Raw genomic sequence first — 22,442 nt, forward strand, 5'->3', positions numbered from 1 at the left:
TTACATATCGCCTCTCAACTACCGCTACTGTAAATGTAGACACTTTTAAGACACTACTACGAGAAACAAAATGAAACTGGGATATATACATAGCAACAAAGAAGAACAGGCTCGAGTGTTGCAAGTTTTGAAGATGACTTCGGAGTCGGTCGCACTTGAGGAGCTGGGTATTGGGCGTATTCGAGACGCTTTTGCCGACAAGATGTTTCCAGGTGTATCCACCCTGCAAAAACATATAAAATACTTTTCGCTCATGCCGCAGCTCTATCGCAAAGCTACGGAGAAACGCTACAATCGCCCCAATGAAGTGAAAACTGAAATAATACGGTTGGAGAAAATTATGACAAAAAACCTCTATGAGGGAAGCACAGACAAACGGGGCATTACGGGGAGCGACATGATCAATAAGAACTCCAATAATTATGTAAAATACGACCCCGCCTACATCTACAATACGGGGCTGCAAACCTTTGAAATCTTACGTAGCACGCAATTGTACGAGCTTATCTATTCGGCTTCAAAAGCTCTTCACAATGAACCAAAAGCTATCAAGAGCGAGGATGAAGACACGAATAATGACACGGGAGAAAAGCCCAATATCTTTCAGTTCTGCTCCTTCCCCAATGTTGATTATGATTTCACGCAGCGGTGTTCTTTAGACCTCACTGCGGAGGATAAAGCTTTTATCATTGACCATATTCTTAATGCCAAAGAGTGCAAAAACTCTTTGTTGCGCTACATTGTGGACAATCCAGATTTCCCGATAGCTGAAACTTTTGAGCAAATCCCGGCCGCTCTTCTTCCCGCAGATTTAGCAGAAACTCAAGACTTAGCGAGGCGCTTCGCCGACTTTATGTACATGATACATATTCGCTACAACTATATTTTCTCTCAATATCAAGACGAAGAATTGCGCACGCTCTTTGAGGAGAAGCTCGCGGAATTTCGCAATAGCGGCACAGATATCGACAAGGTTCTAAATGCTATTACCATCAGTGAGAATAGCAGTAAGAGATTTTGTAAAAACATTACGGAACAACTCTTTGCCAACGAAACGCAAGCGGGAGGCGCCTTGGATCAACTCATCATCAAGCGTGAGAGAGACATCAAGAAGTCGCGCCGAAAAATAGGAAATCCTGCTTACACCTACAATCCTAAAAAACGCATCCACTTCTACAAACTTTCCTATCGATGGGAAACAGTGAAGATTTTTGCGGATGAACTAAGAAAAGACATAAAACCATGACGGATACTTTATGGAATGATATTGTCTATACCGAAGTGATGCAGAGCGATGGCTTTGTAGTGGATTATGCAATCTGTACCACTTATAGTCTGGATATGCCTACGCTGCTTTCTGTTCCTTTCATGTTGGGAACCATGGTAGACTTGACCGAGGACACCATGCGCTCACCACACTTCATTTTAGAAACCATCAACCGCTCCGCGGATAAATTTGCAGTGTTCTGTAATGCAGGGTGCATTGCAGTACCACCAGCCAACTCCAAGTTATACTCACTTCTGGAACGCAGCATTGTGCAAGTGACTTTGCCCAATAAAGGTAACGGCTACATCAACTTCCACCCGAAAGTATGGGTCATCAAAGAGACAAATCCCGAAACGGGCGAAAAACAAATCAAGCTGGTAGTACTCTCGCGCAATCTAACCTGTTCGCACGATTTGGATGTAGTGTGCGAAATGGTTGGGAAAATCGAAACGGAACCTGCCACTAAGAAGGCACAGGAAAAACACGCCCCACTTGCCGACTTCCTCACATGGCTCATCGCTAAAGTCGATAGCCCTACGATGGAGAAGAAAATAAAAGCCATTTGCAAAGACATTCGTTACATCGAAAGATTCAATTTAGAGGACTCTCCCTTTGAAGACTACAGCTTCTTTCCTATGGGTATCTCCCAGCACGATGGAACCACAGCATGCTTAGAACAAAACATCTTGAAGCACGCGGCGGAGATGCTCATCATCTCTCCGTTTGTAGACCACAACGTGCTCAAGAAAATGGTGAACTGTACTCCCAACGCAAAGAAAACTTTGATCACAAGACACTCTTCCATCAAGCCAGATATGATACAAATGTTCAATGATGGCATCTATACGCCAAAAGATATTTTGACGGACAAAGAGGAAAAAGACGTGATAGTAGACTTGCACGAAAAAGTGTATTTCATTCGCTCTCAAGAAGGCAACCAAAGTTATAACCGCCTCTATCTTGGTTCTACCAATGCTACGACAAATGGTTTTGGACGCAATGTTGAGTTCCTACTCCAGTTGCAGTTTTCTCCCTATAAAACATCTTATAGCAAATATCGCAGCGAATTGATCAATGACAGCGATGAATGTATGTTTGAAAAGGTGGTAGCAATCCCCGATGATGATACAACAAAGGAAGACGTACCCAACGAAATAGTACTGCGCACTGCCATTGCTGCCATACAAGAAGCAGAAATAAAGCCGTGCAACTCTCTTTATTCCGTCACCATTCACTGCCGCCAAAACCAACTCCCCAAACAGTCCCTTTCTCTCTATCCTTTAGGGTGCGAAGGAATAGAATCAAACTTAGCTGATGGAATAGTATTTACTGATTTGGAGCTATCAATGCTCACTGAGTTCTATGTCATCCAAACAGGCGACTTACGCCGTGTGATAAAAATTCCAACAACTGGAATGCCTGAAGAACGCGACAAAGCTATTTTCCGCTCTATTATCAACACCAAGGCAAAGTTCATCAACTATCTTTCCTTCATGCTCACCGACGACATAGAACAATACATCGTGGAGACTCAGCTGTTGGAAACCGAAAACAACAGCGACAAAGCTTCCTCCTTGGAACAAATAATCTGCACTTCTCTCTACGAAGATATGGTCAGAAAAGCCTACATCAACCCCGACCGTATCGCTGCCATTCGGCAACTCCTCGATAAGGCAGAAGAAAAGGTGATCCCAGGGAATTTCAAAAAGATGTACGAAACTTTTGAAAAAGTTATCCAACAGATCAAACGCTTATGAGCCAAGACATAAAAGATTTCCAGCGCGCCACTGCCGAACGCATTCTCCACATCTATAAAGATTTGGGGCATCGCCGTGTGTTGTTGGCCGATGAAGTGGGGTTGGGCAAAACCTTTGTTGCCCGACAGGTCATCCAGCTGGTGAGAGAGTGGCACAAGGAGATGAACGATGATTTCTTCAAAGTGGTCTATATCTGTTCTAATGCAAACATAGCCGACCAAAACATAAAGAAATTAGGCATTGACAACTGCATGAGCATCAGCGATAGCCGGCTTTCTATGCAGCACCTCCACATTAAGTTAGCCGAAAAGCGCATCGCTCAGCAGCAGAGCACGGGAAATATGCCCGAATCCATCATTCCGCTCACTCCGTCCACCTCTTTCCGCTTCTATAGTGCGCAAGGCATAGCCAAAGAACGCGCTTTGATTTGTAATATCTTGTGCCGGATGGATTGCTTTACTGTCCATAAAAGTGAAGTGCAGAAATTTCTCAGTTGTGGCGTAAAACATTGGCAAGAACTTATCAAGAGCTACAACTCCTCCATCCAACAATGTGGAGAGGACTATCTACAAGAGATCCATAAAAAACTACAAACAAAGCTCTCCAACGAAACAGTGAACCAACTCTTGGAGTGCGCCCAAAATGGTTGTGACTATCAACAACGCTCTTCCATCATCAACACGCTGCGCCGCATCTTTGCAGAGATAAGTATTGATATGCTCGATCCCGACTTAGTTGTCATGGATGAGTTCCAACGTTTCAACTCGCTCTTGGAACAGGGCGAGGACGAACAATCTATGCTGGCAAACAAGTTCTTCGACGACAAACGCTCCAACACGAAGATTCTGCTGCTTTCGGCCACTCCCTACAAACCTTATTCTACACTCGAAGAGCTCAACACTGACGGCAAGGATGAACATTACAACGACTTCGTGAAAGTGATGGATTTTCTCTTTGCCAGCAAAGACAAGACAAAACAGTTCCAGCTCATCTGGCAACGCTATTCTGCTGCGCTCAAACGCACCGATGTGGTCAATTTGCAACCAATTATCACGGCAAAAAACTCGGCGGAAGAACAACTATACAGCGTGATGTGCCGCACGGAGCGTTTCAATAGTCATATCATCAATGATGACCATGTGGAGGATGTGCAGGTACTTCCTGAGGACATTCTTTCCTTTGCTGAATGCCAAAAGCTGATGGATTCTCTTTCGGAGGAGAATCCTAAAAATCGCTTAGGAAATGTTCCGATGGAGTATGTCAAATCTTCGCCGTATCTGCTTTCCTTCATGGACAAATACGAACTGAAGGAAAAAATAGTGAAGGCTCTACAACAATCTGATGCAAAAAAACATCACAAGATGGATACGCTGCTGCTCTCCAAGTCGGCCATCAACAAATATAGGCCTATAAAAGCCGGCAGCGGCAAACTAAACTATCTCCACGACCTCATTTTCGGGGCACACCGCGAAAAGAAAACACAATTCTTGCTGTGGGTTCCGGCTTCTTATCCCTACTATAAGGCGGAAGGCGTTTTTGAGACTGACGAAGCCAAAAGTTTTTCTAAGATTCTACTCTTCTCTTCATGGGAAATGGTACCCAGAATGATTTCCGTGATGATGTCCTACTACGAGGAACTTTACACTTTTGGCAAATTGAGAGAAAGCGATAAGCAAATACGCTATACCGCCCAGAAGAAGAATCGTTATGGTGAGAATCGTTTGAAAGCTGATAATCTTTTAGAATATCCTTGCCAAACACTGGCTTCTGTCTTCTCCCCTGCCGATTTCTACGGCAAAGAACTTTCTACCATTCGAAAAGAAATCAAGCAAAGGATTCAACAGAAATTTTCCGAACACGAACTGCTCAGTTCGCTACCACAACGCGGACCAAACAAAGCAGAAAACCTCCTCACTATCATGAAGATTCTCGATAGGGAGACGCCCGAAGACATAAGCAATCTGTACATACCGCCCAATGCTTTAGACGTTCTGACAAATATCGCCATCGCCTCGCCGGCTGTCTGCGCCTACCGAAAATCAAAGAATAAAGATGACGCCCAAAAGGTGGCTAAAGCCATTATTTCGGTTTTCAACAAACCCGAAAGTGCTGCCGTTATTGATGTTCTATACAGCAAAAAAAGCGAGGAGAAGTATTACGAATCCGTCCTCGACTACTGCGCCGTGGGCAACTTGCAAGCTGTGCTTGATGAGTATGCCCACATGCTAGAAACCGACTTCTTGGGCGAAAGCATCACCGAGGCGATTATCGGCACCAGCAATCTGAGCATCGACACCAAGGAGTCCTTGGAGAAGGAGGAGAAAAAACTGCAGATGCGCTGCCACTTCGCCATTCCTTTTATCGACAAGACCATCACAGACAAATCCGTGGCGCGCTCCAAAAACATTCGCATGGCTTTCAACTCACCTTTCCGTCCTTTCATCCTTTCCACCACATCCATTGGGCAAGAAGGATTGGACTTCCATTGGTACGCCCGCAAGATAGTGCATTGGAATCTCCCCTCCAACCCCGTTGATCTCGAGCAACGTGAAGGCCGCATCAACCGCTATAAATGTTTGGCCATTCGCAGAAATGTAGCAAAACTATACAGTAGTGAAACTTATCACACGTGGGACGAACTCTTCGACATGGGATACGCCGAATTGAAAGGTAGCTATTCCGAGATTGTTCCCTACTGGTGCTTACCGATGGACCAATTCACAGAGGAACAGCGCGAAAAGCTCGAACGCATCGAACGAATAGTGCCGCTCTACCCACTCAGTCGCGACAAATATAAATACCAACGCCTCATCGATGTGCTCACTTGGTATCGTATGACTTTAGGGCAACCCCGCCAAGAGGAACTATTAAACCTCTTGAAAAATATGCACCTATCAGATAAGCAACACAAGGAACTCACCATTGATCTCTGCCCCTATAACAGGCAGAAGCAAAAGTAGCCTCACACCCCGCACACATAAACCACTGATTATAAACAACTAACACATCAACTTACTGAAGCAAAAAATATCCTTATTGCGTCAGCTGACACAATAAGGCTGTCAGCTGACGCCCTTATTGTATTTTCAAACGCTATAAGGATATTTACGCCGCGCTCTATCGCACCTTTTCTGCTCCTTCAGAAAGGGTGTAGAAAAAGCACTGGAGCGAATGACAGAGTTAGCGGCAACGTGGATGCAGTGCGACACAGGCGGTGTCGGAAAGTTCTATATCACTTACCCACGGGTTCTCCCTCGTTCTGCTCGGGCATCACTCGCGGTTAAGCATGGGGTGTCCCCGCCGGGAACAGTGGATGAGAACATTCCGATAAAAGGTGATAGGTACACAAAAGGAGGGAGATCGCAAAGAAATAGTGGACAAAAATAACTCACGCCTCCGGCGGAGGCGCACCATGCGTAACCGCGGGTGATACCCGAGCAGAGCGAGGGAGAACCCGTGGACTGTAAGCAGCACCATCCTCCGACACCGGCGGTGCCGCACTGAAAGCGTGGACAGAAAAGCCACACAAACGGGAGAGTAAGTGGGAGACTACTGTATGGGATTTTCAAAACTCCATGCCTATAACAAATTCGGTGAAATCGGCCTTGGTGAGATGGGCTTTCACATCGCCGCCGAGATAGAAACCCTTCCAGCGCGGGAAATGGTAGCGCAGACCGATGCGCTCATAGTAGGGCTTTTCCTCCCACTTGGCTTCCTGCCCCATTTGGCGGTGGAGATAAACGCCTAAGGACATAGCTAACGAGAGGTTGTGATAGAAAACTTCATGACGCGCGGCAAGTCCCACCGACCACGGGGAATGGGGCAACTGAATACCTGCTGCACGGTCGAGCGCGGCAATATGGTGCGCCGCCTGCGCATAGTTGAGATCGAGCCCCAGGCCACTTGCCCAGCGCCGCGCATAGCGATACATGAAATTGAATTGCAGACTGTAAGTGGGATAGATACGGAAATGTCCCGTACGATAGTCGGGGTGCGACGGAGACGTGTTATACTGCGTTTTGAGCCAATCCTCCAAAAGAGATTTTCCGCCTATGCCCAACTGCGCCCCCCAATAGAAGCGGCTCACAAAGGAGGACGGCGCTCCGCTCTCGACCTGCTGCAGTCGGAGATCTTCCGCGGGAGCTGAAGGATAATAGAGGAGAGTCAGACTCGGTCCCACTGAGTTTTCCCCCTTATTGGGACGATCGAGCGCACCATTACTGTGGTGGCGAAATTCCATGCCCAACTGCATCGCCCAATGCGGCGAAAACCAATAGGAAGCGCGAAGACCAGCACCGAAATAAATATTCCAACGACTCCCCAAGAGTTCGTTATCGACATTATTATGCCGATTGTAGAAACGCGAAGCCATGCCAACTCCAAAATTGAGGGCATAGTCCACCTCCCAATGAGGGCGGCGGAGCAAAGGGCGCAAGAAACCGCCATAGAGCGTCCACACCTGCCCCATCCGCGACACATAATCGACAGGTACGGCCTGTCCCCAATCGGGTGCTGCTTCTTTGTGCATCGTCACATTATGGTAATTTCCCCAAAGCAACCCAACGGAGAACGTCGGGTAGTTGTAGTCCGCCGCAAAGGAGTCGGCATCCTCGGGGCGCGTACGATAGTTCAGTGCCAGCCCTACGCTGATGTTCTTGTTTCCATGCAGCCACATCCGCTCGTAAGGGTCGATTTTGAGCACACGGCCGGGCATCACTTCCAGTGCCACGCCCAGATGGGCACTATCGGGACGGAACGTTGGCACCGCGGTTTGAGCCACGGCGCAGAGGGAGAAAAGGGACAAAAAGAGAGATAGAATTTTCAATGCGTCGGAGTTTTGAAAGCGCAAGATAGGAATTATTTTAGGAAAAGTTTTGACCTAACGAAAATAAACACGTATCTTGCGCAACATGATGCTATTGAACTTGTTGACAACCTTGCTTTCTGTCCTGCTGTGGCCGTGGCACGACACACCCGCTACGGATGCACGGCAGGAAATCTACGCCGATCTCTATCGTGCGGCGGGGAGCTTATATGTCTACAAGGAACCGCGCCAAGAGAAAAGCACACCTATACCCCGCGGCTATACTCCCATTGCGCTCCAACTCTTTGCACGCAACGGTTCGCGCTATTTGATGCAGAAAACGGACTATGAGCGGCCGCGCCAAATCTTGCAGCGTGCTCAGGCAGCGGGAAAACTGACAGCCTTGGGCCGAGAGGTGCTGGCAGAGGTGGATTCGCTTGCCACTTTGGCACGAGGCCACTACGGAGAAATCACGCGGGCTGGCATCGAACAGCATCGGGGCATTGCGCGCCGCATGTTCTATCGACACAAAGAGATATTCGGCCGCGCCAAAACCATAGAGGTGGTATCAACGCCTTCGCTCCACTGTCAGCAATCTATGCAGAGCCAATGCGCACAATTATTGGCACTCAACCCACACCTGCAATTCTCCACCGACATCGCCAGCCACAGCTGGTTTTCAGGCCTCATCAGTGCCCACACAACGGAACTGACTTCCGTCAATCCCTATCGGCTGATGGGTTGCCTTTTCAACGACACGATTTACATCCGCCAACACATCGAGGCCTGCTCTCTATTTCAACAGCTCTTCTTGCTGGCAGCCAACATCCAGAGTTTGGATTGCCGCCTCGACCTTTTCCGCATCTTCACACGGGACGAATGCTACGCCTACTGGCGGGACGACAACTACAGCATCTTCCGAAAATACATGCGCTCCCCGCGCTTCGAATCGGGCAAGGAAATGACTGAACTCCTCATGAGCCGCATCGAGCAACAAGCCCAAAAGAGTTTTGACTGTCAGCAGCCGAGCGCAATGCTCTGCTTTGGCAACGAAGAGAATCTGCTGCGCCTCTGCGAAGCGCTCAACCTCAACGGATGCTCGCTGCAAGCCCCCACTTCGGAGGAAGTGGCCACGCATTGGCGTAGCTATCAGCTTTTTCCGCTGGGTGCAAACTTGCAACTCGTGTTCTACCGTTCTCGGAAAAATCCGCGCATACTTGTGAAGGTGTTGCTCAACGAACGCGAAACTCGCATCCCTATCCCTTCCGACACTGCTCCCTACTACGATTGGGAACAAGTGAAACTCTTTGTGCATCAAATGCTGGCAAAGCAGTGAGCTGCCTCTCTATGCCTCCTCATCCGAAAGACCTACAAAAATCTTTAATTGCTTTGCTTTCCGAGGGGCTTATGGTATCTTTGCACACAATAATCAATCAATTAAATAGCTATCATGGCTCAACAAGAAGACGTTTTCAAGAAAATAGTATCTCATTGTAAGGAATATGGCTTCGTATTCCCTTCTTCCGAACTCTACGACGGACTCGGCGCTGTATATGACTACGGTCAGAACGGTGTGGAACTGAAAAATAACATCAAGCAGTATTGGTGGCAGAGCATGGTGCTGCTCCACGATAACATTGTAGGCCTCGACAGTGCCATCTTCATGCACCCCACTATCTGGAAAGCCAGCGGTCACGTGGATGCTTTCAATGATCCCCTCATCGACAACCGCGACTCAAAGAAACGCTATCGCGCCGATGTTCTCATTGAAGATCAAATTGCTAAATACGATGAGAAGATAGAGAAAGAGGTGGCCAAAGCACGCAAACGTTTTGGCGACAACTTCGACGAAGCGAAATACCGCGAAACAAGCGAACGCGTGCTTGAACACCAAGCAAAGCGTGATGCCCTCGAAGAGCGCTACAAAGAAGCTATGAACGGCACCGACCTGCAAGCACTCAAACAAATCATCCTCGATGAGGAAATTGTCGACCCCATTAGCGGCACGCGCAACTGGACCGATGTACGCCAGTTCAACTTGATGTTCAAAACATCTATGGGCTCTACTGCTGATGGTTCAAGCGACATCTACCTCCGCCCCGAAACGGCACAGGGTATCTTTGTCAACTATCTCAACGTGCAGAAGACGGGCCGCATGAAAATTCCTTTTGGTATCGCCCAAATCGGTAAGGCTTTCCGCAACGAGATCGTTGCCCGTCAGTTCATCTTCCGTATGCGCGAATTCGAACAGATGGAGATGCAGTTCTTCGTGAAGCCCGGAACTGAAATCGACTGGTTCAAAAACTGGAAAGAGATGCGTATGAAATGGCACCAGGCTCTGGGCTTCGGTGCGGAAAACTATCGCTTCCACGACCATGAGAAGCTGGCTTTCTACGCCAATGCAGCCACCGACATCGAGTTTAAGATGCCGTTCGGATTCAAAGAGGTAGAAGGTATCCACAGCCGTACGAACTACGACCTCACACAGCACGAGAAATTCAGCGGAAAGAGTATCAAATACTTCGATCCTGAAACGAAAGAAAGCTACACGCCGTACGTCATCGAAACAAGTATCGGTGTGGACCGTATGTACCTCTCGGTGATGTGCCACTCCTACCAAGAAGAGCAGCTCGAGAATGGCGAGACGCGCACAGTGCTCAAACTGCCCGCTGCCCTTGCTCCGGTGAAGCTGGCCATACTGCCACTCATCAAGAAAGACGGTCTGCCCGAAAAGGCGCGTGAGATCATGAACGATCTGAAGTTCCACTTCAATTGCGAATATGAAGAAAAGGATACCATCGGTAAGCGCTATCGCCGACAGGATGCTATCGGTACGCCGTACTGTATCACTATCGACCACGATACGCTGACTGACAACTGCGTAACGCTTCGCGATCGCGACACAATGCAGCAGGAGCGTGTGCCCATCAGCGAGCTTCGTTCGCTCATCGAAGACAAAGTATCCATTACTAGCCTCCTCAAAAAATTGCAGTAATAACAAAGCTGTCCCGCTCCTCAGCCAATGAGGAGTGGGACAGGTAATTTCCTTCGACAATCAGCATTATGAAAAATCTTTTCAAAATCCTGCTGACGGCAGCAGCCTTGGTGCTGACCTTCGCCTCTTGCTCGGAACATCTCAATTCCGAAAACGACGATTTCGCCAACAACTGGAAAGGACAGAATACAGCTGCCTTTGCCGAACACATGAAGCAAGCCAAAGCGGCCATCGCTACGGCTAAGGCGCAGTATGGTTCCGATTGGGAAGCCCACTGCAACTATCGCATCTATCGCTACTTCGGCTATACGGACAATACAAAAGCTTCCATCAACGACTCTATCTGCGTGGAGATTGTGAAGCAGGGAACTGGCAGTGGATGCCCACTCTATACCGACTCCGTCAGCATGAACTATATGGTGCGCCTCATCCCTTCGGCCAGCTATCCCACGGGGAAACTCATCGACCATTCTGGTCAGACAATCCGTGAAGAGGACATTTTCAGCACAACCCATTCAGCTCCGCGCCACTTCCTCGTGAGCGCCCAAATATCGGGTATGCAAACAGCTCTGCAACACATGCACATCGGCGACCGCTGGCGCATCTATATCCCCAGCGATTTGGCGTATGGATCTAACAACCTGCTTGGCAGCTCCGGTATTCCGGCCTACTCCATGCTCCGCTTCGACGTTGAACTCAAAGCTTATGCTCGCGTAGGGACGAAGCTCTGACGCTGACACATACACACATAATAATAGCCGCAGTAATTTCATTTACCGCGGCTATTATTGTGTTGAAAGACGCCCTATTCTCCTTTATTTCTCCTTTAGTTCTTCCGACAGATTTACGGCGATTCCGCGACGCTGCTGGTCGTCGGTGAGGGGACGGAGTCGGCGGAGGAAATCGGTGTAGTTGCGGCGCGAAGGATAGCTCCAACCGGCTTCGGCCAAGGCGGCGGCGCGGGGGAAGGCCTGATAGTAGATACGTTCCGTGGAGTTGATACATTCGCTCCAAAGTGTGCCACTAACGCCGAGCAGATTCTCACGCACAAAGGTGCTGTCCTGTCCCCATGCGGGATCGAGGCAGTAAGTCTGCTGAAGCGTGGTGACGGGCATTCCCCAGTTCACCTCCGGCATATCGCCGCGCTGCTGCGGATAGTCGAGGTAGCAGTGTTCGCCAGGACAGAGCATGATTTGAGCTTTGTTGCGCACGGCTGCATCGATGGCCGTCTTTGTCAGACCATGGCGCCAAGCATAGACAACGCAACCAGGTTGTATCGTTTTGAATTCTTGCTCGTACCAATACATCGGCGTCTTCTTCAGCGCCTTGAGGCGATCGATGACGCGGTCGAAGAGATACTGCTGCAACTGCCAGTTTTCCGTATATCCCTCCTTGCGTTTCAGCTCCTGACAAGCGGGACAATCGCTCCATGCGCCCAAAGGTGGCTGACCGGCTTCGTCACCTCCCAAATGGACATAAGGAGCTGGGAAAACATCGGCCAACTCCGTAAGGACGTTGTCAAGAAATTCATAGACGAAAGGTTCGGCGGGGCAGAGCAATTCGTTGCTCACGCCACACGTCAAGCGAATGGGTACAGTTTTTTTGGCACACGACAGTTGCGGGAAACAATGGACGGCAGCCACCTCATGCCCCGGCAGTTCTATCTCGGGAATAATCATAACGTGATACTGCGCGGCAAAGCGAACCAATTCACGCATCTGCGCTTGGGTGTAGAAACCACTGATGCGCTCGGGCATATCATCCATGCCCACACGGTCGGAGGCTTTCTGCGTGAGCTGCGGATACTTCTTGATTTCGATGCGCCAGCCTTGATCGTCCACCAAATGGAGGTGCAGCGCATTGTATTTATAGCGAGCCATCTCCACGACAAAGGCTTTCAGATCGGCAAAGGGAATGAAATGGCGCACGGGGTCGACCATCAATTCGCGGATCTGCGTGCGTGGTTGGTCGGCAATGTGCAAGGCGGGGATTTTCTCAGAGCGCGCCCCTGTTCCGTTACCGATGCAGAGCTGTTCGAGCGTCATCAGTCCGCGGAACACGCCGGCGGCTGTCTTGCCTTTGAGCACTACGCCTTTTTTAGAAACATCCAAGGTATAGGCCTCATCATTGGGAAGAGAGGCGTCGAGTTGGAGCTGAATGGTCGGACCTGTTTTGCGACGCACTTTCATATAGGCCGTGCGCTCTGCGAGTATGCGCTCAGCTTGCAACTTCTCGTTGTTCAATCCCTGAGGGGCTTCCACGCCAATCACATCGGCCCAACGGAGGGGACGATGGCGGATGCGTTTCCGCTTGCCGCTGCTCTCCGCTGCTTCCTCAAAGGTTTCTTCGGGAAACACCTCCAGCGTGAGCGGTTTGGGGACGAGAATCTCCTCGGGACGGCACACGTTTGCCATTTCCTTTTTGCCAAAGAAATGTCGCCAGCCTGGTGCGCGGCGGTAGTCCTTGCGAGCCCGCTCCGGAACAATGAGTTCCACGCGGCGGAGGTCGATACCGTCGAAGGCATTGTCGGCGCAAACGGGTGGCACAAGGGCCGAGAGGCGCACAGTGCGGAGGCCGCTGCAATTGGCAAAGGCAAAAGGAGCGAGGCGCGTAGTTCCCTCAAAGGAGAGTTCGCGCAATTTGCTGCAACCGTTGAACGCTGAAGCCTCTACCACGCGGGTAGTGGCGGGGAAACGCAAGCGTCCACCGATGCCCTTGCAGGCAAAGAAAGCTTGACTACCCACGGAGTCGAGCTGCAACGGCAAAACGAGCGACCGCAGCCGATAGCGCGAGTGCATGGCGTTGCGGGGAATCACCGTGCAGTTGGTTTTAGAAAGGTCGAGGGAGGTTTCGTTCACCTTCACGTCGCGCAGTTGGCGGAAATTCTGCGCACTGGTTGGGAGACCAATGAGTAGGGCCAGGAAAAAGGCGGAAAGTGTTTTCATGTTTATGCGTTACTTTGAGGGATATGTGCGGGATTATTGCGGGTCGTCCATTGTCAGCGTGCGAGTGCCGTCCTCGTTTTCCACGATATTGACGCGCACGGCATCCTCGGGGAGCATATCTTCGATGAGTTCGGGCCATTCCATGAAACAGAGGTTACCCGAATAAACATAGTCTTCATAACCGATGTCGTAGACCTCTTCTTCTTTCTTGATGCGATAGAAATCGAAATGGAAGATAGGACCTTGCGGCGTGGCGTACTCATTAACGATGGCAAAGGTGGGAGAATTCACCTCGTCGTCCGTACCGAGCGCGTTGCAGAGTTCTTTGATAAATGTGGTCTTCCCTGCCCCCATTTTTCCATAAAAGGCAAAGACTTTTCGATCTGCCATAGCGGCGATAAACTGCTCAACTGCTTGCGGCATTTTCTCCAGCGAAGGGATTTGTATTGTTGTCATATCTTTCTGTTTTGTCATTTTCGGCGAAGATAGCATAAAACTACAAAATAGGAAAGTATCCCCGCCGCGGATTAGCACCTTGGAACCGATATGAGCCACTGAGTTGGACGATGTCCCATCGAGGCAGCCTACCAAAAGAAGTTTTGCCGCGCTGGCTCTATCTGGGAAGCAGAAAAACGCCTATGGAGATGCAGGGAGGCACGTCCATAGGCGGAAGAAGTTTTACAATATGATTCTTACAAGAAATCAGCGAATGAGTTTCTTTATCCCTTCGATGAGCTGTTCGAGCGGCATACCTGTGCGGTCGCTCATGGCTTGTATGTCTACTTTTCCTATCATGAGCCGACCAAGCGGCGTATTGAGCATTTTGAATTTGGAATCCAATTCGGGCAAACGACTTTTGAGCGCGGGATATTGCGTAAGGAGATCTTTCAGGCGCGTTTGTGGCGTGATCTCCGTCACGGTTTGCGTTTCGGCAACTTCGGTTTGTTCCGTCTCAACTTGGGTGGGTGCTTCGGCAGCTGCTGGGGCATCGCCATTGCTCCAGGTGAGCAGCGTTTGCGAACCTTCCAAAGCGCGGATGTGTGTGCAATCCTGCATCATTTCGAGCACACCGCGGAAGTTGCCCTCCTTGTCGCGCACAGCCACATATATGATATAGATGAACAATCCTGGCTTATTGATCCAGAATTCGGCCTTGTCTTGCTCGCCACTTCTGAGTTTGTCGATCACTTCGCGAACGATGTGGGCACTCTTGCGCGGATGGCAATTCATCACTTCGCGCCCGATGACGTTCTTACTACGCGGGAAAATGCGGTGGTCGGTGTCGGAATAGAAACAAACGAGTTCGTTCTCGTCCACAAAGGAGATGTCGATGGGCAGGTGCTTGTAGATCAGATTCACCTGCTCCAGGGTGAGTTTTCCCGTTGCAACGTCCAAAATGTTGTTGCCTTTGTCAGCATAACCATACTTAGCGAGCAGGGCTTGCAGGTCGTTGGCAAAATCGTTCTGAGCAGCGGGGGCAGCTTGCGGCTTCACTTCGGTAGCGGTATGCTCCACCTCGAAAAAGGCAAAGCCAATTTCTTGGTCACCACTCTTCATATCCTCAAATTCTTCGGCGCTGATGAGAGCGAGAGATGTGGGATAGAGGATGAATTCTTCCTTCTGCATCAAATCGCGCGCGTATAGCAGCACGCGTTCTTGCTGCTTGATGAAAGCATCTTCGTTATCCTCGCGCAACAGGCGTTCGGCTTCTCTGATTTCATCGCGCACCATGTCATCGAAAGTCCACATCGTAGTAGTGGGACGGGTAAAACCTTTCTGCTCAAGCACGGGGTAGAGCTGATTTTGCTTGCGCTTGTAGTGTAAGGGGTATTGACTGATTTTCTCGTAGAGTTCTAACCATTGGTTTTTAATCATGGGATATTGCACCAAATCCTCCACCGCCAAGAGCAAACGCTTCATCTCTTCGTTCTCTTTGAGATAGTGCATAATGGGGTGGTCGGCTGGAAGATTGGGCAAACTATTGTCGATGGCATCGCCCAGCATATCTATCACGGAGTGCACATCCTCGCGGATACATTCATCGCTACTTTCTTCCGTCATCGTTTGTTCTATGTAGGCCACATGATAGGCACTAACTTTTCCCACACGTTCTTTGATCTGCTGTTGGGCTTCGGCAGCCAACAGTTTACCAGCTTTGAAGGCATTTTCTATCTCGAAAAGCGCATTGAGCTTTTCTGTATCCATAGGCGGAAGGTAATCTTTCATTCTATTGTCCATATCGTATTCAATTTTATTATTTGCAAAAATAAGCATAAATCAGACAAGAAAAAAACGCTACACAGACAAAGGAATAAAGACTATCTGCACACTACCCTCTTTCTTCACTTCCCTAACATTTGCCGAAAAACAGGACGTTTATTCTTTCCCTCCAAAAGATTTCTCTACCGTTCAATATGATGTTCCCAACGACACTATTAGCTCTTACTTCCTGACAATCAATAACACTTAATATAATGCTGTGTTTTTAAGGTGTTGTTGAGGGAGAGAGCTGTAAAATCAAACAAATTAGATCCGAAAACTCTAAAATAAATATAAATTGCTCTAAAGTTTCCTCTTGTTAATTTCTTTTTATAAATTATTGCATAATAAAAAAGAACTCTTTATATTTGCCACAAATAGAATAAATACCCTTAAATTAAATATACAAGTTTAATCGAAATTATGAAACGTTTCTGGCTCACGTTACTCTTATGTATATTCTTCATCGCATCTTCTGCCCAACAGCTCATCTTTGGGTCAGTGCGCGATGAATTCTTAAAAACTCCACTCGCAAAAGCTCGCGTAACGTTGCTTACCACAGACAGTGTTATCGTGCAAGATTCCATTAAAGTCACTCTGAATAAACCTGAAGGGAAACGTTGGGGCAGTGCCGACTTCTGCATCAAACTGCCCAAGAAGACCTCCACCTATCTGATTCGGGCAACCCTCGACGGATATTCAGATGCTTGGCAAACCCTTTCCGTCAAAGCAGAAATAGATGATGCATGGGGATTGGATAAACCGCTCGAACTACGTCGCATTCGTGAGAAAACACTTGGTATGGCTACTGTCACAGCCACAAAACTCAAAATGTTTTATAAAGGTGACACCTTGGTCTACGATGCATCGGCCTTTAAGTTGCCGGAAGGCTCCATGCTTGACGACTTGATTCGACAAATGCCCGGAGTTACCATGAACGATAATGGTGAAATATTCGTCAACGGGCGTAAAGTTGACGAATTGCTTTTAGGTTCACGCTCATTTTTTGGTGGAAACAGCAAAGTATTACTCGACAATCTTCCCTATTATACCGTGAAAAATTTGAAGGTTTATGAAAAAGAGAGTGACCGCAGCCGAGCCGTTGGGTACGAGATAGATCCAAAGACATACGTCATGGACATAAATCTCAAAGATGCCTACCGAAAAGGTTATATTGGTAATGCAGAAGTGGCCGGAGGCACAAAAGAACACTGGCTTGGACGCGTGTTCTTACTGAACTATATAGATAAAGTCAGATTTACATTTTTGGCGAACGCAAACAATGTGAATGAAAAACGACATATCGGAGAATCAAGCAGTTGGAAACCGGAAGAAATGCCACGCTCTCAACTTACGACCAAAAGCGTAGCTGGTGAAGTGGACTATCAGTCGAAGGATGGTAATGTAAAAGAAAACTTCATGGTTGATTTTTTAGCTTCGAAAGACTATGAAGAAACTGTTCAACGCCGAGAATTATTTTTAGATGGAAGTAGACCATATTCCACTGTCAAAACATTCAGAACATCATACGAAAACCGTCTCTTGGTGAAGAACAGTTTCAAGCTGACTATTCCGAAAAAAATCTATACTGATTCAGGTGTGGAATTTGTTTATAATAAATACAAAGGTAATAGCATGTCCATTTCAGAAGATTTCCTTGATAACATCAACACTCGTTTGCGCAGCACAGGCTATAATGATGGCTATTCTTATCGCTTGAATATAGGCGGAATGATCTTCCCGAAAATCGATAATTTTCTTCGCTCATTGGATTTTGCATACGGCTTCAAACAGTACGAAGACAAGAACGAAACAGCTCGAGGCTTCATTACCGAACAGTTTATGAATCCGTCAACCCACACACAGTACAATGCCAACGACTATCACCACAGAGAAACCTCCGCAAGTGTCCATCTTTTTTGGAATAGAGAGCTGAATAAGAACCTTCGGTTGGAGATACAGGATCGTCAAGAGTATATCAAAAAGTATGAGCGCGATAATCTATATCATCCCGACACGCTTGCTCTACCCTCTCAATTGGATGCCTTGGTAGCTATTACCGACCCCGGAAACTCCTATGAAAGCAATTTTCGAGAATTTTACAACGTACCGACTTTCTTTTTAAAATGGAAGAAATTTATTCCGGGAAAATACATGAAGATGGAGTATATTTCTTGGAACTTTGTCTTTTCCAACATATTAAGTTCAGAGCATCTATCGTACAGTCGCAACAATATTACGCAGGAAAAGAAGCGTATAAGCTATAACTTTTCCCCCTCGTTCAGCTTCAAGATTCTTCCAACAAAAAAGCAAGGTGAACAATTGAGTTTCCAGCTGGGATATAATCAGGGCCCCGCCTCCATCTTCGATTTGCTTAACTACAAGGACGATGCTACACCACAGATTGTAAAACTCGGGAACCCCCACTTAAAAGGTTCTGCATCTACCACGTTCAGCGTTAACTTTACCGACTGGGAAAGCAAGCGGAAGGGACAACAATACCACCTCAATGGAAATTTCAGCTACTACCACCGACAAGTGGCACAATCAGTAATATTCAATCCGAAAAACTCTCAATACACCTATCAGCCCAAGAACGTACGTGGAGCTTATGACGCCTCGATCCGATTTGACTTCACCCGTTTCCTTGACAAGCGACAATATTGGTCTTGGCAGACGGATCTAGATGCCGCTTACCACCATTCCATTGACCATGTGATGCAAACCGGCATGACGGAAAGTACGCCCAATGCTGTCAATACGCTAACCTTACACGATGGGGTTTGGCTGCAATATCAATATAAAGATTTCAGCATAAGAGTAAACGGCGACTTCCGCTGGCGGCACTCTGAGGGCAAGATGCGTAACTTTTCCATACTTAATACTTTCGATTATCAGTACGGCATAGCAGCACGCTATACCGTACCCGTTATAAGAACGTCAATTATAGTGGATGGTAACATGTATAGCCGCCAAGGATATGGTAGCAAAGACATCAACAGAAATGATTTCGTGATGAACGCCTCCATTAGCCAGCCCTTCATGAAAGGTACGTTCGTCATAAGTGCTGAAGCCTTTGACTTGCTGCATCATTTGTCTTCAACCCAGTATGTCATCAACGCACAAGGAAGAACAGTAACATGGAATCGATCACTTCCAAACTACCTTATGCTACATGCCGTCTATCACTTCAGCCGACAACCGAAAAAATAGAAATTGAATGTCATTGAAATCTTTTCCCCACTACCAACAACAAGAAGCTGCCGATTGCGGACCATCTTGCTTGCGGATGATAGCTAAATACTACGGGAAAGTCTATTTTCATTCGCAAAATATCTACTGCCGTTCAAGTCGCTCGGTTTGCAGCTTATCTTTGGCTTGATTGCCGGCTGCATCATTCAGCTTATACTTCCTTTCCTCTCACAAGCAATGGTGGACAAGGGAATTAACAACCCCAATTCGGTTTAAGAAACGCTCTTTCATGAGTTTGTTAAACCGCACACGCATCCTTTCGGCCTTGACCTAAAACCGAAGTATAATTGTTTCACGCAAATTATAGGTTAGAATAAAGTGAGCTGTTTTACACCCTGCTTTTCTTCCCTCTCAAACTCCATATTGATGGAAGGTTTGGTGTCGTAGAAAGCATACGCAGCAATGCCAGCTAAAAGGTTAACGATGAAATTAGAGATACTTCTATGGCGTGTGTGAACTATCTGTGCAACGTTCTTCAACATATCATTGATAGTCTCTATGATACTTCTCTTGCGAAGCATGATTTTATCATGCACATCCATTAATCTGTTCTTCATATTAGTTCGTATTCCTGTTACGATGTGTACACCTCTATCAAAGAGTGAAGCAAACAGTGATTGAGAGATATAACCTTTATCGGCATATAATTTTCCAAATAAATCCTTCGTTAAATCGTTGAATACTTTTGGATTACGGTCGTCTACATTGGCTCGGGTTAGAGCAAAATTGAGTAGTTCACCTCGTTCATTACACAAAAGATGAAGTTTGAAGCCATAGTACCATCCCATAGTACTTTTTCCTTTTTGAGCGTACCCTTTGAATACGCGATTACGGGATTGTCTCTTATTTTCACACACTGGAATACGTGTAGAATCGATAAAGGTTATTCCTGTACACTCTCCCATTAATCCCAGTTTGAGAAATAGCAATAAGGGTATTGCAACACGAGGTATACGCTCAACAAAGCGTGTATAAGAGAGCAGGTCGGGAAACTCTTTTTTTAGTTCTCGGCAAACATAAAAGAGATAGAAATGTTTGAAATTCCGAAAAGTATTGCTGTGGAACAATATGAGAATTGTGATCATTTCAGCATCACTCATTCGCCCTTTTCTCTTGCGGTGTTTTGGACTATCGGCAGAGGGATTTGAGGGAGAAAGAGAGGTTTTGTTTAATTCTAAATGATATTCTTTGCAAAAATCATCTGCAATACAATAGATTTCCGTAACTTTGCTGACAAGTTTCATGAGGATTGTTATTTTGTTATATGATTGATTATCAACAGTAAATATACAAAAAACAATCCTCTTTTTAGGCTTTTATTGAAACTTTTTTGAGGAAAAAGAAGAACTGCTTATCCCGAATTGGGGTTAACAGTAAAGATTTAGTGTTCTGTATTGAATAAGGTTGTCAGCTGATAGCCTTATTGTGTCGGCTGGCTTCCTTATTGCGTCAGCTGACACAATAAGGAGGCAATTAAGAGGGAACATACTCTTCCCCAATATTTATTTTTTCGTTGTCATGTCGTCACGTTGTCACACCTTGAGCATAATTAACTGAAAATATATGGATTGAGAGCGTGACAACAAGGTGACAACAAAAATAAGTTTTTCTTGGTAGGAGTGATAATAATCCCAATTCGGGATAACATTAAATACTCTCGCATATTTCCGCTATCCCTACAATTGCTATTAAAATTTGGATTAGACTCATCTTCCTACCAAAATGTAATCCAGTTAGTCTTATTCTTATATAAAAAGTTCTGAGGTCAGAGCAGCTCGGTCAGCAAACTCTTGAGATAGCTATCAGAAACGTTGGCGAGTTCGCTCTTGTCATAAATGGTGAGCAGATTGACTTCAATATGCTCGTGCGTAAGAACCACATGATAGGTTATCACTCTTGCACCGCTACTCTTGCCTTTGCCTTTCGATGCAATAGCCATCCTCACCTTGCGCATGCCATTGCCAAGGTCTACCCCTTGCATAGGGTCAGTTTCCATGGCTCGCATAAAAACCTTGAAGTCGTTTGTGAGCGAATGGTATTTCTTCGCCAATCGCTTGAACTGTCGCTTAAACTCCTCGCCAAGATAAATCTCCACAGTCATACGCCTTCTTCAAGTTCCTTGATGAAATCTTCAGCCGTCTGCATTTTCGTGTCTTTTTCCTTCGCTGTCTTCAATTCGTCAACGGCGCGTGTCAGTGTTTTCTTCACGTACGCCTTGCGTGCCTGCTCCTCTCCTTTATAGATAGAAGTGGAAGCCACGCCACGAAGCATGCTTATTGCGCGTCGTATGCTCTGTGCGGTAGAGTCTTCGTCAAGTGTTACCAAAATCTGTGTCATATTCTTGCCTTCTGTTTTCTGCAAATATACAATTGTCCGTCAACAATTCCAAATATCAGAGGAGTTTTCCGTTTCCGTTGTGTATCAGTATGTCAAAGAGCGAAGGGAATAGTGAAATCAAATGAAGCAAAAGTAGACTATCTGAAATGTATTTCAAATATTTGTACACTAATCCCAGAACTGCGAGAATAGTTTGAGCATAACAAACTGAAAAAGTAAGAATTGAACGCGCTACAACAACATGACAATGCTGTGACAACAAATATTTTTTTTACGGGTAGGAGTGAAAATAGAAGCAACAGTTTTTGTCCACTGTCCCCAGAGGCGTGAGTTACCATACGAAAATCCAGCTGCAGGGATAAAGGAGCTGCGACTCAGAGTTTTTTACGACCGAACATTGCCTTTCTTATGGTACACAACATAGCTTTTTTCTCATTTCTCCTAAATCCATCTTCTTTTTTCTACCTTTGGCACGCTTTTAGTATAAAGGCTTTGTCGCAAACAAATACGTAAATGATCAAAACTAAAATACAAGTATTATGAACATTCAACCATTAGCAGACAGAGTTCTGGTGCAGCCACAAGAGGCTGAAGAGAAAACAGCCGGCGGCATTATCATCCCCGACACCGCAAAGAAAGAACGTCCCATCGAAGGTAAGGTGCTGGCCGTTGGGCAAGGCACAAAAGACGAGGAAATGGTTCTGAAAGTGGGCGATAAGGTACTCTATGGAAAATATAGCGGTACGGAAGTGGAACTGGACGGCGAGAGTTTCCTCATCATGCGTCAGAGTGACGTTTTGGCAGTAGTGAAATAATCGTTTTCAAG

The 22,442-nt window shown here is 46.9% G+C and carries 15 protein-coding genes and 1 pseudogene; 9 read left to right on the top strand and 7 right to left on the bottom strand.

Annotated elements, in window-relative coordinates; genetic code table 11:
• Positions 1 to 70: 70 nt before the first annotated feature.
• From ACO4R2_RS06175 to ACO4R2_RS06185, 3 genes are read left to right on the top strand one after another with little or no spacing between them, the layout of a single operon-like run.
• Positions 71 to 1,246, top strand: a complete 1,176-nt coding sequence (locus ACO4R2_RS06175; RefSeq protein WP_484769577.1) for a DUF6361 family protein — start codon at positions 71 to 73, stop codon at positions 1,244 to 1,246.
• Positions 1,243 to 3,024 (top strand): phospholipase D family protein, encoded by a 1,782-nt coding sequence (locus ACO4R2_RS06180; protein WP_484769578.1) that lies wholly within the window; start codon positions 1,243 to 1,245, stop codon positions 3,022 to 3,024. The genes ACO4R2_RS06175 and ACO4R2_RS06180 overlap by 4 nt, the downstream gene beginning before the upstream one ends.
• Entirely contained in the window at positions 3,021 to 5,984 is a 2,964-nt protein-coding gene (locus ACO4R2_RS06185; RefSeq protein ID WP_484769579.1) for a helicase C-terminal domain-containing protein, read from the top strand. Before ACO4R2_RS06180 ends, ACO4R2_RS06185 begins: the two co-directional genes overlap by 4 nt.
• 605 nt (positions 5,985 to 6,589) lie before the next feature.
• Here ACO4R2_RS06185 and ACO4R2_RS06190 read toward each other — a convergent pair.
• A complete protein-coding gene (locus ACO4R2_RS06190; RefSeq protein ID WP_484769580.1) occupies positions 6,590 to 7,849 on the bottom strand; it encodes an acyloxyacyl hydrolase in 1,260 nt (419 codons plus the stop codon).
• A gap of 85 nt (positions 7,850 to 7,934) precedes the next feature.
• Between ACO4R2_RS06190 and ACO4R2_RS06195 the strand changes: the two genes are divergently transcribed.
• The 3 genes from ACO4R2_RS06195 to bamJ all read left to right on the top strand — a co-directional run bounded on the left by ACO4R2_RS06195 (position 7,935) and on the right by bamJ (position 11,554).
• Positions 7,935 to 9,164 (top strand): hypothetical protein, encoded by a 1,230-nt coding sequence (locus ACO4R2_RS06195; RefSeq protein ID WP_484769581.1) that lies wholly within the window; start codon positions 7,935 to 7,937, stop codon positions 9,162 to 9,164.
• A 114-nt stretch (positions 9,165 to 9,278) separates the two neighbouring features.
• Positions 9,279 to 10,823: a glycine--tRNA ligase gene (locus ACO4R2_RS06200; RefSeq protein WP_484769582.1), complete on the top strand. Its 1,545-nt coding sequence runs from the start codon at positions 9,279 to 9,281 to the stop codon at positions 10,821 to 10,823.
• A 68-nt stretch (positions 10,824 to 10,891) separates the two neighbouring features.
• Complete coding sequence (gene bamJ / locus ACO4R2_RS06205) at positions 10,892 to 11,554, top strand: BamJ family beta-barrel-assembly machinery protein (RefSeq protein ID WP_484769583.1); 663 nt, start codon at positions 10,892 to 10,894, stop codon at positions 11,552 to 11,554.
• Positions 11,555 to 11,638: 84 nt separating this feature from the next.
• Here the strand turns inward: bamJ and ACO4R2_RS06210 are convergent, their stop codons facing one another.
• From ACO4R2_RS06210 to ACO4R2_RS06220, 3 genes are all read right to left on the bottom strand, one after another.
• Positions 11,639 to 13,768 carry a family 20 glycosylhydrolase gene (locus ACO4R2_RS06210; RefSeq protein WP_484769584.1) on the bottom strand — a complete coding sequence of 710 codons (2,130 nt, stop codon included), beginning with the start codon at positions 13,766 to 13,768 and terminating at the stop codon, positions 11,639 to 11,641.
• Between the two features lie 33 nt (positions 13,769 to 13,801).
• On the bottom strand, positions 13,802 to 14,224 hold the full coding sequence (gene tsaE / locus ACO4R2_RS06215; protein WP_347719326.1) for a tRNA (adenosine(37)-N6)-threonylcarbamoyltransferase complex ATPase subunit type 1 TsaE: 423 nt from the start codon (positions 14,222 to 14,224) through the stop codon (positions 13,802 to 13,804).
• 246 nt (positions 14,225 to 14,470) lie between these two features.
• Positions 14,471 to 16,006, bottom strand: coding sequence for a DUF438 domain-containing protein (locus ACO4R2_RS06220; protein ID WP_484769585.1), 1,536 nt, complete (start codon positions 16,004 to 16,006; stop codon positions 14,471 to 14,473).
• A gap of 444 nt (positions 16,007 to 16,450) precedes the next feature.
• Here ACO4R2_RS06220 and ACO4R2_RS06225 point away from each other — a divergent pair, with 444 nt between their 5' ends.
• Positions 16,451 to 19,240 carry a hypothetical protein gene (locus ACO4R2_RS06225; protein ID WP_484769586.1) on the top strand — a complete coding sequence of 930 codons (2,790 nt, stop codon included), beginning with the start codon at positions 16,451 to 16,453 and terminating at the stop codon, positions 19,238 to 19,240.
• A 7-nt stretch (positions 19,241 to 19,247) separates the two neighbouring features.
• A pseudogene (locus tag ACO4R2_RS06230) lies at positions 19,248 to 19,346 on the top strand (cysteine peptidase family C39 domain-containing protein); the annotation flags it as partial.
• Positions 19,347 to 19,587: 241 nt separating this feature from the next.
• Here ACO4R2_RS06230 and ACO4R2_RS06235 read toward each other — a convergent pair.
• From ACO4R2_RS06235 to ACO4R2_RS06245, 3 genes are all read right to left on the bottom strand, one after another.
• Positions 19,588 to 20,523 (bottom strand): IS982 family transposase, encoded by a 936-nt coding sequence (locus tag ACO4R2_RS06235; protein ID WP_484769587.1) that lies wholly within the window; start codon positions 20,521 to 20,523, stop codon positions 19,588 to 19,590.
• 521 nt (positions 20,524 to 21,044) lie between these two features.
• Complete coding sequence (locus ACO4R2_RS06240) at positions 21,045 to 21,380, bottom strand: addiction module toxin RelE (RefSeq protein WP_347719324.1); 336 nt, start codon at positions 21,378 to 21,380, stop codon at positions 21,045 to 21,047.
• On the bottom strand, positions 21,377 to 21,616 hold the full coding sequence (locus ACO4R2_RS06245; protein ID WP_347719323.1) for a hypothetical protein: 240 nt from the start codon (positions 21,614 to 21,616) through the stop codon (positions 21,377 to 21,379). Before ACO4R2_RS06245 ends, ACO4R2_RS06240 begins: the two co-directional genes overlap by 4 nt.
• Before the next feature lie 539 nt (positions 21,617 to 22,155).
• Between ACO4R2_RS06245 and ACO4R2_RS06250 the strand changes: the two genes are divergently transcribed.
• Positions 22,156 to 22,431: a co-chaperone GroES gene (locus tag ACO4R2_RS06250; protein ID WP_484769588.1), complete on the top strand. Its 276-nt coding sequence runs from the start codon at positions 22,156 to 22,158 to the stop codon at positions 22,429 to 22,431.
• The last annotated feature ends 11 nt before the right edge of the window (positions 22,432 to 22,442 follow it).

Source organism: Alloprevotella sp. (genome assembly GCF_057240785.1).